General features: G+C 70.1%; 11 protein-coding genes. 5 read left to right on the forward strand and 6 right to left on the reverse strand.

Translation table 11 applies throughout. The features are described 5' to 3' along the window. Positions 1–31 precede the first annotated feature (31 nt). Positions 32–4,225: a DUF4011 domain-containing protein gene (locus N7E59_RS02585; RefSeq protein WP_261623352.1), complete on the forward strand. Its 4,194-nt coding sequence runs from the start codon at positions 32–34 to the stop codon at positions 4,223–4,225. Between the two features lie 9 nt (positions 4,226–4,234). Beyond that, positions 4,235–4,501 carry a hypothetical protein gene (locus N7E59_RS02590; protein WP_261623353.1) on the forward strand — a complete coding sequence of 89 codons (267 nt, stop codon included), beginning with the start codon at positions 4,235–4,237 and terminating at the stop codon, positions 4,499–4,501. Positions 4,502–4,564: 63 nt separating this feature from the next. Here N7E59_RS02590 and N7E59_RS02595 read toward each other — a convergent pair whose 3' ends face one another. The 3 genes from N7E59_RS02595 to N7E59_RS02605 all read right to left on the reverse strand — a co-directional run bounded on the left by N7E59_RS02595 (position 4,565) and on the right by N7E59_RS02605 (position 9,952). Then, on the reverse strand, positions 4,565–6,118 hold the full coding sequence (locus N7E59_RS02595) for a phytoene desaturase family protein (protein WP_315942973.1): 1,554 nt from the start codon (positions 6,116–6,118) through the stop codon (positions 4,565–4,567). Then, complete coding sequence (locus N7E59_RS02600; RefSeq protein WP_261623354.1) at positions 6,075–8,906, reverse strand: ATP-grasp domain-containing protein; 2,832 nt, start codon at positions 8,904–8,906, stop codon at positions 6,075–6,077. Before N7E59_RS02600 ends, N7E59_RS02595 begins: the two co-directional genes overlap by 44 nt. 179 nt (positions 8,907–9,085) lie before the next feature. Further along, entirely contained in the window at positions 9,086–9,952 is an 867-nt protein-coding gene (locus tag N7E59_RS02605) for an SDR family oxidoreductase (RefSeq protein ID WP_261623355.1), read from the reverse strand. A gap of 258 nt (positions 9,953–10,210) precedes the next feature. Here N7E59_RS02605 and N7E59_RS02610 point away from each other — a divergent pair, with 258 nt between their 5' ends. After that, on the forward strand, positions 10,211–11,029 hold the full coding sequence (locus N7E59_RS02610) for an RcpC/CpaB family pilus assembly protein (RefSeq protein WP_261623356.1): 819 nt from the start codon (positions 10,211–10,213) through the stop codon (positions 11,027–11,029). A 36-nt stretch (positions 11,030–11,065) separates the two neighbouring features. On the opposite strand, the gene N7E59_RS02615 is transcribed toward N7E59_RS02610, so the two are convergent. After that, a complete protein-coding gene (locus N7E59_RS02615) occupies positions 11,066–11,428 on the reverse strand; it encodes an FmdB family zinc ribbon protein (RefSeq protein WP_261623357.1) in 363 nt (120 codons plus the stop codon). 58 nt (positions 11,429–11,486) lie between these two features. After that, positions 11,487–12,128, reverse strand: coding sequence for a 5-formyltetrahydrofolate cyclo-ligase (locus N7E59_RS02620; RefSeq protein ID WP_261623358.1), 642 nt, complete (start codon positions 12,126–12,128; stop codon positions 11,487–11,489). A 120-nt stretch (positions 12,129–12,248) separates the two neighbouring features. Here N7E59_RS02620 and N7E59_RS02625 point away from each other — a divergent pair, with 120 nt between their 5' ends. Further along, entirely contained in the window at positions 12,249–13,631 is a 1,383-nt protein-coding gene (locus N7E59_RS02625) for an NAD-dependent succinate-semialdehyde dehydrogenase (protein WP_261623359.1), read from the forward strand. Positions 13,632–13,849: 218 nt separating this feature from the next. Here the strand turns inward: N7E59_RS02625 and rsmI are convergent, their stop codons facing one another. Continuing rightward, a complete protein-coding gene (rsmI, locus tag N7E59_RS02630; RefSeq protein WP_261623360.1) occupies positions 13,850–14,743 on the reverse strand; it encodes a 16S rRNA (cytidine(1402)-2'-O)-methyltransferase in 894 nt (297 codons plus the stop codon). A 48-nt stretch (positions 14,744–14,791) separates the two neighbouring features. Here rsmI and N7E59_RS02635 point away from each other — a divergent pair, with 48 nt between their 5' ends. Continuing rightward, the gene (locus N7E59_RS02635) at positions 14,792–16,447 is read left to right on the forward strand and encodes a dolichyl-phosphate-mannose--protein mannosyltransferase (RefSeq protein ID WP_261623361.1); all 1,656 of its coding nucleotides are present in this window, start codon (positions 14,792–14,794) and stop codon (positions 16,445–16,447) included.

Here is a 16,447-nt window from a genome sequence, read left to right on the forward strand (position 1 = left end):
ACCGGGACACGACCACGCTGGAAGGGCGAGTGTGAGCACAGAGGAGACGACGCCTGGCGGCAGGGCACCCGAGACCGAGTCCCTCGCGGACGACGCGGAGGACAGGGTGCAGGACGCCGCAGAGGAGGGCGCCGAGCCGTCCCCTGCCCTCGAGTCGGATGATGAGGCGGGCGCTGAGCCCGACGAAGAGCCCGACGCAGAGTCCGACGAAGGCCCCGCCGCAGATGCCGAGGCCGAGCCGGAAGCAGAGTCTGACTCTGAGTCTGACCCGGAACCGGGCGAGGCCGACGAGGATCTCATCAGCGCCGCCCAGAACGCGGACCCGCAGGAGTCCGACGACGACGTCGAGCACACTGCGGACCTCTCCGAGGTCGACGCCGAGGCGCTGGTCACCGCCTGGATCGACTCCCTCGGCGCCGGGGCCGAGAACGACTCCCTGCTGCGCTTCACCCCGTCGAAGCACTCCGCCATCGACCTCACCGAGGCCAACTCCTCGGGACTGATGCAGCTGATGGCCGGTCGGAAGACCCGCCTGTCCACCATGCTCATCGACGCCGCCGCATTCGAGACGGCCCGCACTGCGGCCTACGGGATCCGCACCAAGATCCGTGAGCTCTCCGAGGAGCGCGGCATCGACGCCGGACACCTCGCCGTGGGCGTCGCCTCCTGGTCCGAGACCACCGCAGCCGGGGTCGAACAGTTCACCGCCCCGCTGATGCTCGTCCCGGTGACCATCCGCCGGCGCACCGAGTCCGACGACTTCGAGGTCCAGTTCGCCGGCACCGCTCGGCTCAACCCGGCCCTGGCCCGTCACATGGCCCAACGCCACGACCTCAGCCTCGACCCGGACGAGTTCCACGCCGCCGGCTACGCCACCGCCCGCCTCGACCAGCACCGTCCCGCCGAACTGCTCCTGCGCCTGGCCGGTCAGGCCACCGAGACCACAGGCCGCCGCAGCGCCTCACTGGCCTCGCTGCAGGTGTGGCGCCACGTCTACCTCTCCACGTTCGCCGACTTCGCCGACGTCAGCTCCGCGGTCCTGGACACCGGCCACCCGATCCTCGGCGCCCTGGCCTCCCACCTCGACGTGGACCAGAGCGACGCCGAGCAGGCCCAGCGCGAGCTGCCCCCGTCCGACGAACGGGCGCCGAAGGACGAGAAGCTCGTCCTCGACGCCGACGTCGACCAGCAGGAGGTCCTCGACGCCGTCGGCGTCGGCCGCTCCGTCGTCGTCTCCTCGCCCCCCGGCACCGGGCAGATCCAGACCGCGCTCAACGCCGCGGCTTCTCTGGCCTGGGAGGGTCGGCGGGTGCTCGTCGTCGCCGAACGTCCCGGCGCGCTGGAGCAGTTCCGCGCGCGGCTGGGCAGGGCCCGGCTGAGCACCCTGGCCCTTCACGTGCCGGCGTCGGCCTCGCCGGACGACCTGCGTGAGCAGCTTGTCCGCGCGGTCAAGCGCGTCGAGCGGACCGAACCGCCGCGGCTGGCCGCCCTGCACACCCGGCTCACCGAGGCGCGGCACCAGCTCATCGACCACGTCTCCTCCCTGCACCACGTGCGCTCCCGGTGGGAGTGCTCCCCGTACCAGGCGATGCAGGCGCTGGCCGCCCTGACCTCCATCAGTCCGGCCCCGGCCACCCCGGTCCGGCTGAAGCGTTCGGTGCTGGACAACACCGTGGACCGTTCCCCGGTGCAGGTGAAGCTGCGTCGGGCCGCCGAGCTCGGCTCCTTCGACGCCGCCACCCATGCCAGCCCCTGGTACGGGGCCCGGCTGCGCAACCGTCAGGAGACCGACGACGCCATGGAGCTGGTCGGTCGCCTGCGCGGCGAGCTGCCGCGGCTGAAGGGTCTGATGGAGACCGCGGTGGCGCTGACCGGGATCCGGCTGGGGGAGACCTTCTCCGACTGGCACGCCCAGGTGCTGCTCTTCCAGCGCATCCAGGAGTCGCTCGGGGTCTTCAGCCACGACGTCTACACCAAGCCCGTCGACGACCTCATCGCCGCCACCGCACCGGCCTGGTGGCGCCGCGACCACGGAGTCGAGATGTCCTCGATCGCCCGATCGCGCCTGCGCCGGGTCGCCAAGGAGTATGTGCGCCCCGGGGCCCACGTCTCGGACCTGCACGGAGCCCTGGCCGACGTCTCGACGGAGCGCGACGAGTGGCTGCAGTGGGGCGAGGCCGACTCGCTGCCCTCGGTGCCGAAGAACCTGGACCCGCTGGCCCGGGTGATGGGCGAGGTCCAGGCCATGGTCGAGGAGCTCATCGACGGCCTGCGGCTGGCGGACCCCTCCGATCCCCACGACCACAGCCTGATGGACATGCCCGTCGAGCAGATGATCTCCACGGTGGAGGCGCTCTCCGAGGACGCGCGCTCTCTGGAGACCCTGCCCGAGCGCACCCTGCTGGTGGAGCAGCTGCGCGAACAGGGGTTCCGAGACCTGCTCGACGACTTCGCCGCCCGCGGAGTCACCCGGGACCTGATCGACGACGAGCTCGAACTCGCCTGGTGGCAGTCCGCTCTGGAGGCGATGATCTCCGGCGACGACTACCTGGCGATGACCACCGGGGAGAACCTGCGCAGCATCGAGGAGGAGTTCCGCTCCGCCGACGCCGCACACATCGAATCCGGGGCCCAGCGGCTCAACCACGCGCTCGCCTCCCGGTGGAAGGCCGCGGTCGAACAGCACCCCGAGCAGGCCGCGCATCTGCGGGAGCTCATGCGCACCGGAAGCACCGGCGTCGCCGACCTCGGCACCGTGGACCCGGCGCTGACCCAGCCGTTGGCGCCCATCCTGCTCACCTCCCCGCAGGGCCTGTCGGAGCACTTCCCGGCCGACGCCGACGTCGACGCGGTGATCCTACTCGAGGCCGAATCCCTGGCAACGGCCGGCGCGCTGGGTGCGATCTCCCGGGCGCGGCAGGTGGTGGCCTTCGGCGACCCCGTCTCCGGTTCGCCCAAGCCGCTGCAGGTCTCGGCGCCGGCACCGAGCAGCACGGGGGAGCGGCCCCACCGGCTGACGTCGATCCACACCGCACTCTCCCGGGTGCTGCCCCTGCTCCACCTGCGTCGGGTCCACCGCGGCGTCGACCAGGAGCTCACCGGGCTGCTCTCCGAGACCCTCTACCGGGGTGAGCTGCGCCGTCTGCCCGACGCCTCCCAGCTCACGGAGCAGGGCCGTCGGATCACCGTGGACCACGTCGCCGAACAGCCCCCCAAGCCGGGGGCCCGCGACCAGGTCGACTCGCCCACCGGCGAGGTCAACCGGGTGGTCGACATGGTCTTCGAACACATCCGCTCGCGGCGGGACCGGTCGCTGGCGGTGATCACCGGCTCCGAGGCCCACGCCGTGCGGGTGGCCGACGCCGTGCGGCAGGGTCTGCACCACCACGCCTGGGCGCGGCCTTTCTTCGCCCGGCAGGACGACGAGCCGTTCGTCGTGGCGCCGGTGGAGCGGGCCGCCCACATCGTCCGCGACGACGTCGTGCTGTCCCTGGGCTACGGATTCAGCCTCAAGGGGGAGCCGGCCCACCACTTCGGGGCCCTGTCCTCCGACCGCGGCGAGGAGCTCTTCGCGACCGCCGCAACACGGGCCCGGGATCACCTGCGCGTGGTCACCTCCCTGATCCCGCAGGGCCTGGACCTGCGGCGCATCGAGGGCGGTGCGGACCTGTTCATGCGCCTGGTGGACCTGGGACTGCGAGGGGCCGGTAACCCGACCGGTTCGGCCTCGCTGACCGACCCGCTGGTGCTCGACCTCGTCGACCGGATCCGAGCCCGGGGCGGCCGCGTGGAGGACGGATTCCGGGGCACCCTCGACCTGGCCGCCTGCCCGCGCAGGATCACCCCCGAGGTCCCGGTGACCCCGCTGGCGATGGTCTCCGACGGGACCTCGCACTACGCCGAGATGCCGGTCCGCGAGCGGTCCCGGCAGATCCCGGAGGCCTTCGTCCGCCACGGGTGGTCGCACATGGTCCTCTGGACCATCGAGGTCTTCGCCGACCCGGCCGGCTGCACCGAGGTGGTCGCAGAGAAGGTGGGCCTGGGCGCCGGACCGGAGTTCGCCGAGCACGGGCGGATCCCCCTCGGGGGTGTGCCCTCGGAGAAGCCGTCGGGCGGTGGACGTCAGGTGCGCTTCGGCGGGGCCGCCGACGCCCAGGACGAGGACTCGCACCGCCGTTCCAAGCGCTGGTTGACTCCGCGTGAGCGCAACCAGCGCCTGCACTGAGGACGCCCGATGACGACGCCGGAGGGTGAGCGGCCGGTGGACCGGCCCGTCGAGGATCGGATCCCGGAGGATCGGACCTCGCAGGATCGGGGTCGGGGCCGTCGTGGCCGTCGTCGGGCGGTGGCTCCGGCGACCTCGGGGCAGCCCGAGGAGGTCGAGGCACGTCCCTTCGTCCCCGACGTGGGTCCTTACGTTGCGGGGGAGGACGACGACTCCGGCGCGACGCCGCCGTCTCGGGAGCGGTGGTTCCGCGAACAGCGGCCCCCGCACTGGTGAGTCGATCGTCAGCGGCCCGACGACGGGACCGATGAGTCGCCGGCATCCGGGCAGGCCGATGAGTCACCCTCGTTCGTCTCTGCCGAAGTCGTCGAGGACTGCTCGGGCGGCCCAGTACCCAGGCATACCGTGGACGCCGGCCCCGGGAGGGGTCGAGCTCGAGGCGAGATAGAGACACGGGCCCGAACGATGTGCCGAGCGTTGAGGCAGCCGGTGAGGAGAGGCCGTGAGTCCGGGGCGGAGCAGCGACTGGAGGCCGGTCATCGCACCTCCGGCGATGTCGCCGCCGATGAGGTTCGGGTTCCACCGCTCCAGGTCGGCCGGGGTGGTGGCCACTCGGTCGACGATCCTGTCTCGGAACCCCGGAGCGAACCGCTCGATCTGTGCTTCGATCATCGACGTGACGAGCCCCTGTCGGGGCTCTGTGTAGCCGTGGGGAACGTGCGCGTAGGTCCAGACGACGGTGCGACCCTGACCACTGTCGACCACTCGTGTGGGGTCGGCCGCCTGCTGCTGACCCACCATGACGAAAGGCCGGTCCGGCATCCTCCCTGCTGAGGCCAGGGATTCTGCCTGGATCAGTTCGTCGCTGGATCCCACGACGTGGACCGTGGCCGCATCACCGACCCGCGGATCGGTCCACGGGACGGGACCGTCCAAGAGGTAGTCGACCTTGTGGGCTCCCATGCCGTAACGCCAACGACCCAGGCGTGAACGGGTCGTGGATCGCAGGGCCTCGATCGCCGGTCCTCGAAGTCGCAGCACCTGGGCCGGAGTGAGGTTCAGAACGACGGCATCCGCTGCTCCGACGTCACGCAGGTCCTTCACCTCGTGTCCGGTATGGACGGCGCCGCCATGCTCGGTGAGGACATCGATCAGGGCATCGATGATCGCTTGGGACCCTCCTTCGGCGACGGGCCAACCACGGGTCATGGCCAGGGCACCGAACAGGGCTCCGAATGCACCGGTGAGGGGTCGTTGGAGTGGGGTGATCGCGTGCGCCGCGGATCCTGCGAACAGGGCCCGGGCCGGTTCCTCCTGGAAGAGCCCGCCTGTGATCCAAGAGGCCGGTGCCGCGGCGACAGGACCGAAGCCGGCCAGGCGTACGGGGTGGGCAGGCCAGCGCAGGATGGGGGCCAGGAGGTTGGCGAGGTTCTCGTCGATGTGTCGGACCAGACCTTGATGGACGGCGCGCCAACGGACGGCATCACGGCCCAGGTCGAACGCCGTGTTGTCTAGGTCTTGATGGAGGAGCGCAGCCGGGCGACCGGGCAACGGGTGGGCCATCGGGAACTCGGCGTTCACCCATCGGAGGCCGTGGGACGTCAGGTCAAGATCATGGAACGCTGGTGACGCCACACCGAACGGATGCCCAGCGGCGCCGAGGTCTACGACGGTGCCTCCCCCCAGAAGATCTGAGGATGCGGCGGCTCCCCCCGGGTGGGAGTTCTTCTCGTACACGTCGACCTGCCAGCCGTCGCGAGCCAGCAGCGCAGCGGCGGTCAGTCCATTCGGCCCTGAGCCGACGACGGCGACGCGTCCGCGACCTTCTGTGACTACGCCCCGGCTCATGTCAGGCGAGGCCTTCTCCCAGGACGACGGCACGGAAGAAGGCATCGACGTCACCAGCCAAGACGACGTCGTCTGCGGAGAACTCCGGTCTCTGTGCGAGGCCTTCGACCAGAGCCCGCTCCGGCAGTCCCTGATCATTTCGACCCGGCCTGACGACTACGTCGACCGCAGCCCAACGAAGCTCTGGGACTGCTCGTACTGCCTGCACTGCGGCACGTGACGCCGCGTCGAGCGCTGACGTCGGCGATTGCTGACTCTGTCCAGCAGATCCCGTGACGAGCCACGCCTTATTCATCATGGCCAGGACACGGTAGTGGTGACCGCTGGGGACTGCTTGGATCCAGGACCGTTCGTTCAGCGAATCCACGGTGAGTGCTTCGTCGCGTGAAAGGAACCTGGCCTCCTGGCTGCCCCACGCCGTCTCACGGGGCACAAGGGCGACTCTCCCGACGGGTCTGTCCAGGAAGGCGGCGATCCCTCGTGGAGTCTTGATGCTCCGCCCCCGGACCCGTGGGACCCCCGCCAGATCGAAGAGGTTCATGACACGCTCGTGATGTCTGATGAATCTGCGGACAACGGCCCGGTCGGGGGCAGTCAGACCGTGGCTCGTCATCCACGTGCTTTCGCCCTCGGGTGAGGTCACGACCCTGACCCTGCCGCTCTTGCGTGTGATGGTGAATCCTTGGCCGGTGAGGGACGATTCGATGAGGCGAGACATCGCAATCGGTCCTGACTCATCCGGGACGCCGCGCACGAGCGGCAATGCCTCGTTCGCCGCGTGGGCGATCTCGATGTGTGCGTCCGGTCGGGGTGCCGGGGAGGTCGCCGCCTCACGGATCCGCCAGACCTGCCGAGTGACGTCACGCGGTCGTCCGTACGTCGGGAACGCCGCGGAGGAGAACGCGGCCGTCGTGTTGACCTCGATGACGTAGGCCTTGCCGGTCCCCTTCTGAATGATGAGGTCGACCCCGCCCCACCCCAGTCCCGGGACGGTGGCAATGGTCTTCTTCGCCGTTTCTCTGACGTCTTCACCGGTCTCTTCGAGTGCCTGATGGATGTCCGCGCCGACACTGACCCCGCCGACATTTCGCACCTGAACCCGCCGTCCCATCTCCGGCACATGAGACAGAGACATCCCCTGACGCTCCAGATGGCGTCGCGTGAGACCGTCGATAGGAATGGGTGAGGGCCCCAGTGTAGGGTTCAGGGTCCTCTGCATATTCTTGTCCTGGATGAGCTGTTCCACCGTCGAGACTCCGTCCCCGACGACGTGTGGGAAGATTCGGATGTTGACGGCGACGACCTCGTCCGGAGAGGCCATGACCCGCATCTCCTCAGTGCCCTCGATGTACTCCTGCACGATGACATCGCGGCGGTATCGCTGGGCGTAGTCGAACGCCTCACGAATCTCGTCGTCGTCCCGAAGATCGGTGGACACCCCCTGGCTCTTGTGACCGTCGCGCGGTTTGACGACGACCGGACCCGGGAACTCGTGTGCCGCGTCGACCGCCTCCGCAGCCGAGTTGACCAGGCGGGTCCGGGGCGTGGACACCCCCTCGGCTTCCAAGAGCTTCGCGGTGAGGACCTTGTCGCCGACGATCCTCGAACCCATGGCGGATTCGTGCGTCAGGGCACCGGCCACGAGGAACCGTTTCTCTCCGGATTCGACGACGGCGTAGTAGTTCGACAGCCAGTGGATAGTCGCACCGGCTGCCTGCGCACCGAGCCCCAACATCGATGCATTATGGTCTTTGTTCAGGCGAAGCATGTCGTCTTCGAGGGCCGTGTCCGGGCTTCGTAGGGGCCATTCGCTGGGGTCGCCGTCAGCCGTAGGGGACTCGAGGCGTGCCGGCGTCTGCCCCACCGGCCATGCGCCGAGGTCGAGGGCGATGTGCGGCCCCAGTTCGTCGGAAGCTGTCGACCGTGCCGGATTGTCGAATCGCCACGGCCTCATTGGGCGTGCGCTGAGTGCACTGACGATGTCGTCGAATTCAGCCTCAGCAGTGTCAGAGGCGTCCGTGCGCTGACTCAGCCCAGTTGAGGGGTAGAGCTTGAGGGTCAGGCGACGGTTCTGCGCGGAGCCGTCGACCTCGAGCATGGCCAAGAACGAGCAGGGAAGCCTATCTTCCGGGCCGCCCGAACCCTGCTTGTCCTGGTCCGCATCCGTGCCGTCTCCGATACCGTAGACGACCCACCGGCGCCGTTTGCGGTAAACCTCCTGCGCACGCGCCGAACCGTACCCCAACACTAGGTCGTAGTCCTTGTTGAAGAATCGATGCGTCAGCTGGAACTGGTCATCGGTGCGCCACGCGGCACCGCGACCCCACAGCGGCACCGCAACATGCAGGGAGTCGCTGGGAGAGGAGGGGCTGCGGCACTCCGGCACATCGGGAACAGTCAGCGGGACGCATCCCGGCGACTCATCGTCGGCGAACCGACCGCTCCCTTCGTCTGTTCGCCGGTCGCGTTCTGCCGATCCGTGGAACTCGATCGTTCCCCCGCCGACGGCCGTCGGCAGCTCGATGCGCAATGGTGCCAGGGCCTCTGAGAGGGTTCGACCCACCCCGAAATGATCGAGTCGCGCCTCGTCGACGACATCCATGAGCGCACCGACGTCTGAGACGCTCCGGTCCGAGGCGACCACCCCCGTCAGGTTCACCGCATTCAGACCGAGGGCCGTTACTGCACCCCATTCGAAGCCGCTGAGAACGTCTGCCTCTGCTGATTCGTCCTGAGCCTCGACGATCCCCTCCGGCTCGGACAGATTGAGGATGGAGTAGTCAGCGGCTTCGGCGAACCTCTTCAGACGTTCCTGCCCGTCAGGCTGGTCCAACGACTGAATCGAGCCGCTCACAAGCAGGACACGATAGCGCTCAGAATCGCCCACCATGGATAACTCTCTTTCAGCCGTGCGTCAGAGAGGGCTCGTCGCGCTCACGCAGTTCGCCCGTCAGATCTGCCGATCCTACACCTGCAGGCAGGCCGCCGACGGGAATGTGCGTGGCCTGAGATTCAGATTCCCAGATGCTGGTCGAAGGTCATCGGTGGGCGTCCGGTCAGACGGGCGACGTCGCTGCGTCGCTCGAGCTCTCCGGCCGCGATGGCCGTGTACGTCGAGACCCAGGCGTCGAGCTGCCACTGCTGCACCCCGTAGTCCCCTCGAGAGGCGTAGGCCTCCCGCACGCTCTCGCGCCGGTAGGTGATCCGACGCCCTGTGGACGCGGTGAGGGTCCGGGCGATCTGGCCGAGGGAGAGGGCCTCAGGACCGGCCAACTCGTAGGTCTGCTCGACGTGATCGCGCGGGGTGCGCAGCACGGCGGCGGCCGAGGCGGCGACGTCGGAGTGGGAGACGGCGGCGACCCTCCCCTCACCCGCAGGGCCCCGGATGATCCCGTCCTGCCCGGCCATGGCTTCGAGCAGGGCGAAGTAGAAGTTGTCCCGGAGGATGGTCCATGCCATGCCGGAGTTTCGCAGGTGCTCCTCGGTGCGGAAGTGGGTCCGCGCGAACGTGAAGGTGGCCCGGGGCGAGGCGCCGGTGAAGGACAGGTAGACCATATGCGGCACCTGAGCGTCGGCGGCGGCGTCGATGAACGTCAGGTGCTCCCGCAGACGGTCCGGAGACTCGGCGGCGGAGACCATGAACAGCACGTCTACACCGCGCAACGCCTCCAGTGCGGCATCGGTGTCGGAGTATGAGGCCGTACGGACCTCGATGGGCGGGCCGTCCTCCGCCGCGCGTTCGGGCAGCGGATCCAGACGCGAGGGATCTCGGACGATGAGTCGCAGCCGGTGGCCCTCGGCGTCCAGACGCCGGGCCACCCGACCCCCGACGGCTCCTGTCGCTCCGGTGATCCCGATCAGAGGAAGACGCTCGCCCATGTCATGCTCCTTCCGCATGAGCAGCAGGTTCGGCCTCCTCCCCAAGGCTGGGGCCGAGGAACCGCAGGAGCGGCCCGTTCCACAGAGCCTGCCTGGGGCTGAGCATAGCGCCTCCGGATCGCCCATGCTCGGGTCATGTCATCCACCGACTCATCACCCCGGATCGCGCCAGGTGCCTCTGATGCTGAGGCCCTGACGCATCGGGGTGATCGATCCGGTGCCGAGTCGCGTCGTGTGCGTCGACGCCGCGGTGAGCTGATGGCCGCCGCCGTCGGTGGAGGAGACCTGGGCGAACCCAGGGAGCAGGTGCCGGACCGCACGCCGGACCGTGCCCCGGACCGTGTCTCGGACGACCTCGCACCGCCGCGCGGGCGGGGACGTCGGCGGGCTCCTGAGCGGACCCGCAGGCGTTCGACCTCCGGTCGGCGGCCGAGGAACCGGCGTCTGGTCGGTTCTCCGCTGCGGCTGTGGGTGCGCCGTCTGCGGATTCCGCTGGTGGTCGGGATGATGATCTGCGCCGGCGCCGTGGGGGCGCTGGCCGTGGCCGAGGACCCGCAGGAGTCGGTGGTCGTGCTGCAGGTGACCTCGGCGGTCGCCGCGGGGGAGGAGGTCTCCTCCCGCGACGTCGAGCGGATCGAGGTGGACCGAGAGTCTGTGGCTCAGGATGCGCTGACCGATGCGCAGGAGCTCCTCGACCGGCGGACGGCGGTGCCGTTGGCGCCGGGGGCCGTGGTCGCGGAGTCTCATCTGGTCGGCTCCGGGCTGCTCCGGGGACAGCCCTCCGGAACGGTGGCGGTGCCGGTGCGCGCCGGTGATGCGGGTCTGGTGTCCATGCTCCGCCCCGGTCAGCTGGTCGATGTGGTCTCCTCCAGCGACGGAGAGGGGCGTCAGGCCGATGCGGCGACCCTGGCGGAGTCCGCCGTCGTGCTGTGGACCCCGACCGGGGAGGACGACTCCTGGCTGGCGTCCTCGGCCGACGCGGGGGACGTGGTCATCGTCGCCGTCGACGCCGAGACTGCGGAGGAGATCGCCCGGGCGGCCCACCGCGGCCGGCTGCACCTCAGCCTCGTCGGATGAGCCGGGTCAGTCGGTTGATTCAGGTGAGCGGGCGGTTCAGTCGGAGGATCCCGCGCCGGACGAGCCTGCGCCGGAGGACGACGAGCCGCCCGACGCCGACCCTGCCGAGGCCTTCTCCGACGAGGAGCCGCCCGACGAGCCGGAGTCCGAGGAGCTCGAGGAGCCCGAGTCGCTCGTCGACCCGGCCGAGTCCGAGGACCCGGATGACCCCGTGGACGCACCGGCGCGGGAGTCGTTGCGGTAGAAGCCCGAACCCTTGAAGCTCACACCCACCGCACCGAACTTCTTCCGCAGCCGCCCCTCACAGGTGGGGCAGACGGTGAGCGAGTCGTCGCTGAAGGACTGGTGGATGTCGAAGCTGTGTCCGCAGTCCTTGCACGCGTAGGCGTAGGTGGGCATCGGAGGGTCCTCAGGGTCCGTAGGAGCAGGTGGCCGCGGTCGCGGCGGCGGCGGCGCGTCAGGCGCCGGTCGATTCTATCCCGTCCTCGGTCAGGATTCGGTCGACCCTCAGATCATGCGATTCGACGGGGAATGCTCCGATCGGGAGGACCTCCTCGGAGTGCACTGCGGCCCAGAGCTCCGGCGGGGCTGAGGCGAGGTGCTCGAGCCCGGCTACGAATCGGTCGTAGTAGCCCCCTCCCTGCCCCAGGCGGGCGCCGTCGGCATCGACGGCCAGGGCCGGCACCAGCAGCACCGTCCGAGCTCCTCCGCGGTCGAGGCGAGCCGCAAGGTCCGTCGGTGCGCCGACCGGCTCGTCCACCGGGGCGTGTGCGCTGCGGACGGTCTCGCCGTGGGGGGACCACTCCACCCATTCCAGCTCGCGTGCCGCCCCGCCCAGGATCCGCGGCACCAGGACCTCCCCGCCGCGGGCCAGATGGGCGGCCATCGCCGGTCGGAGGTCCGGTTCGCCCGGCATGGCCAGGTAACCGACCACGAGCGACGACTCGGAGACGCGTGCGAGCAGGTGCTCGGCCAGAGCGTCGGCCCGTCGGGCCACCGTCTCGGGTGTGAGGTGCGCACGTGCCGATCGGATCCGGGCACGGACCTCCGACTTGCCCGCCGGCCGGTCGGCCGCGGGGGTCTCCTGGGGGGTGCTCATACGTCGGTCTCCGTCGTCCGAAGGCGGAGTCGGCGGGGGAATCCCACGCTCCTCGCCCTCACAGTACCGGGCATCCGCCGTGCCTTGTCATCGCCCGGGTCGGCTCATTAGATTGAGGAGATGACCACGTATGCAGTGACAAATCCCGCCACCGGTGAGGTGGAGCGGGAGTTCCCGACCGCGACGGACGAGCAGATCGGCCAGGCCCTCGACGCCGCAGGCCGCGCACTCGAGGGATGGGCGGCCACCCCGCCCGCCGAGCGTGCCCAGCTGCTCAGCCGGGTGGCCGACATATACGAGCGGCGAGCCGACGAGCTGGCCGCCATCATCACCCGCGAGATGGGCAAGCCGAAGAAGCAGGCCCTGGCGGAGATGCAGATCGTCGTCTCGATCTACCGGTACTACGCCGAGCACGGCGAGGAGTACCTGGCCGACGAGGAGGTGCCGGTGGCCCGCGGCGGTCGTGCCGTGGTCCGCAATGAGCCCTACGGCGTGCTCCTGGGGATCATGCCGTGGAACTTCCCCTACTACCAGGTGGCCCGGTTCGCCGCGCCGAACCTGATGATCGGCAACACCATCCTCCTGAAGCACGCCCCGCAGTGCCCGGAGTCGGCCGAGGCCATGGAGGAGATCTTCCGCGAGGCCGGCCTGCCGGAGGGCGCGTACGTGAACGTCTACGCCTCCAACGAGCAGGTCGCCGAGCAGATCATCCCTGACCGCAGGGTCCAGGGGGTCTCCCTGACCGGCTCCGAGCGGGCTGGAACGGCCGTCGCCGAGGTCGCCGGCCGGAATCTGAAGAAGATCGTCCTGGAGCTTGGCGGCAACGACCCGTTCATCGTCCTGGACCGCGACATCGTGCCGAAGGCGGTCAAGCAGGCGGTGTTCTCCCGCATGGGCAACGCCGGCCAGGCCTGCAACGCGGCCAAGCGGATCATCGTGCTCGACGAGTTCTACGACGACTTCGTCGAGAAGCTCGAAGAGGCGGTCCGCGGCGTGGAGCTCGGCGACCCGAGCTCGGAGGACACCTTCATGGGTCCGATGTCATCGGAGCGCGCGGCGGAGGACCTGGACGCCCAGGTCCAGGACGCCGTCTCCCACGGTGCGAAGGTCCACTCCGGCGGTCGCCGGGCCGACCGCCCCGGCGCCTGGTACGAGCCGACGATGCTCACCGGTCTCACCGAGGAGATGCGGGCCTACCGTGAGGAGCTCTTCGGCCCGGTGGCGATGGTCTACCGGGTGGCCGACGAGGACGCCGCCGTCGCCCTGGCCAACGACTCCGAGTACGGGCTCTCGGCCTCGGTGCACTCCTCCGACGTCGCCCGCGCCGAGCGGGTCGCCGACCAGCTCGAGACCGGAATGGTCTACCTCAACGAGGGCTCCGGAACCGCGGCCGAGCTGCCCTTCGGCGGAGTGAAGCGCTCCGGCATCGGCCGGGAGCTGGGCCGCTACGGCATGGAGGAGTTCGTCAACAAGCGCCTGGTCAAGTTCGCCAAGGACAGCTGACCGACCCGCACATACAGCGCCCCCGACCCATCGAGGGAGAGATTCTCGTCCCGCGCCACGGCGTGTCGGGGCGAGTTTCTCTCCCTCGACTTGTGTGTTGGGGCTTCGACTCATCGAGGGAGTGATTCTGGCCCCGGCTCTCGGCGAGTCGGAGCCATTTTCGCTCCCTCGATGAGTGTGTCGGGGGAGAGGCGGGGTCGGGGCGGGGGAACCTCGGATCAGCGACGGGCGACGGCGGCGTCGTACAGCGCCCTCGTCGCCGCACCGTGCTCGGAGGCCACGGCCTTCGCCGCATCCTTCAGGCGCTCGCCGGAGGCCTCCCGCTCCAGCACCAGCCCGACGAGCTCCTCCTCGCTCAGTCCACGGGAGGGCTCAGCGCGGGCGAGGACCAGCACCACTTCGCCGCGTACCGGATCCTCCTCGGCCCCGCGGGCCAGAGCGCCCAGGGTGCCGCGCCGGATCTCCTCATGCTTCTTCGTCAGCTCCCGGCACACCGCCGCAGCTCGGTCCGCGCCCAGACGGTCCGCGAACTCCCGCAGCGTGGCCGCGGTCCGGTGCGGCGATTCGAACAGCACGGTCGTCCACTCCTCGCCGGCCAGCCGTTCGACGAGCCGGCTCCGCTCAGCCCCGCGCCGTGGGAGGAAACCGGCGAAGGTGAAGCGGTCCGAGGCCAGCCCGGAGAGCGCCAGGGCGGTCACGACGGCCGAGGCCCCCGGTGCGGCGGTGACCTCGACCCCGGCCTCGACCGCGGCCCCCATCAGACGGAAGCCCGGGTCCGAGACTCCCGGCATGCCGGCGTCGGAGACCACCAGCACCCTGGCCCCGTCGGCGGCACGCTCGACGACCTCGGCCGCACGGGTCGCCTCATTGTGCTCGTGCAGGCTCACCAGACGCGCCCGGTGGCGCACTCCCAGGGCCCGGCACAGCTGCAGCGTCCGGCGCGTGTCCTCGCAGGCGATGATCTCGGCGGTGCGCAGCAGCGCCCGCAGCCGGTCGGTGGCGTCGGAGAGGTTCCCGATCGGTGTGGCCGCCAGCACGATCGGCGCATCCCAGAGGCCCTGCGGCTCCGAGGCCCCGGCGTCGGAGTCCCGCCGCGCATCCGTGTGCTCCACCGCTGACCTCGCCCCTCGCCGACACCTTCGGCAAGTAGCATACCCACGATGACCAGGAGCCAGACCGCCGCACCGGCCCGACCCGACGACGACGTCGCGGCCCGCCGCCGAGACCTCGAACACCGGCTCCACGCCGTGCCGTTCCGCCCCGGCATCTGGGGGTGGATCGTGCCGCTGGCGGTCACGGTGCTGGCCGGCATCCTGCGCGTGCGGGACCTCAGCTTCCCGCACCGGCTGATCTTCGACGAGACCTACTACGCCAAGGACGCCTACGCCCTGCTGCTGGCCGGGGTCGAGCTCGAATGGCCGGACGAGGCCGACGAGGACTTCCTCGACGGCGACCCCCGGCCGCGGATGACCGGTGACTACGTGGTCCACCCACCGTTGGGCAAGTGGCTCATCGCCCTCGGCATGCGGCTGGCCGGGGAGGACACCGCCGTCGGCTGGAGGATCTCCGCCGCAGCGGCCGGGGCGCTCGGAGTGCTGCTCGTGGCCCTGATCGCCCAACGCATGTTCCGCTCGGTGCTGCTCGGCGGGGTGGCCGGGACGCTGAGCGCGGTGGACGGACACCACCTGGTGATGAGCCGGGTGGCGCTGCTGGACATCTTCCTCCTGGTGTTCGTGCTGGCGGCGTTCGGCGCCCTGCTGGCCGACAGGTACCGCACCCGTCGCATCCTCGCCGCACGGACGGCGGCGGCACAGCAGGCATCGACGGCGCGTGCCCGGAGGGGCGACGACGTCGGCCGGGGGCCGCTCGTCCTGTTCCGTCCCTGGCTGTTCCTCGCCGCCGTCCTCCTCGGCGCCTCGGTGGCCGTGAAGCTCTCGGGCCTGGCCTTCCTCGCCGTCTTCGGAGTGCTGTTCCTGTGCTGGGAGGCCCAGGCCCGCCGACAGCTCGGAGTGCGGCGCTGGTTCACCGTCTCGATGCTGCGCGACGGCGCCTGGGCGGCGGCCACCGTGCTGCCGCTGGCCGCACTGACCTACCTGGCCTCATGGACCGGCTGGCTGCGCTCGAGCATCGGGTATGCGCGGACCTGGGCCGCCGAGAATCCCGCTGAGGGCGCCGCCGCACTGGTCCCGGACTGGCTGCGTTCGCTGTGGCACTATCACGCGATGTCCACCGACTTCCATCAGGGACTGGACTCCGGCCACGACTACGCCTCCACCGCCTGGACCTGGCCCTTCATGGGACGCCCGGTGTCCTTCCACTACCAGTCCTTCGAGGCCGGGGAGGAGGGCTGCACGGCCGACCGCTGCTCCTCGGCCATCCTCGATCTCGCCAACCCGATCCTCTGGTGGGCCGGCACGGTCGCCCTGCTGGCGGTGCTGATCCTCTGGGCGGGCCGCCGCGACTGGCGGTACGGAGCGATCCTCGCCGGCGTCGTCGGCGGATTCGCGGTGTGGCTGCTCTTCCCCGACCGCACCATGTTCTTCTTCTACACGATCGCCTACCACCCGTTCGTGGTCCTCGCCGTGGTCGCCGTGCTCGGCCTGCTGCTGCGGGTCGGCACCGGAGGCACCGACTCCGCCGGCCGGCCCCGCACCGCGCGGGAGGTCGACGGCGCCCGCCGGCGCAACACCGTGCTCGTCCTGGGCTTCGTGCTGGTGGTCACCGCAGTGTCGGTGTACTTCTGGCCGATCTGGACCGGGGAGCTGATCGACTACGACGACTGGCGCCGACGCATGTGGCTGCCGTCCTGGGTCTGA

The organism is Nesterenkonia marinintestina (genome assembly GCF_025420485.1).
GTDB classification, from domain to species: Bacteria; Actinomycetota; Actinomycetes; order Actinomycetales; family Micrococcaceae; genus Nesterenkonia; species Nesterenkonia marinintestina.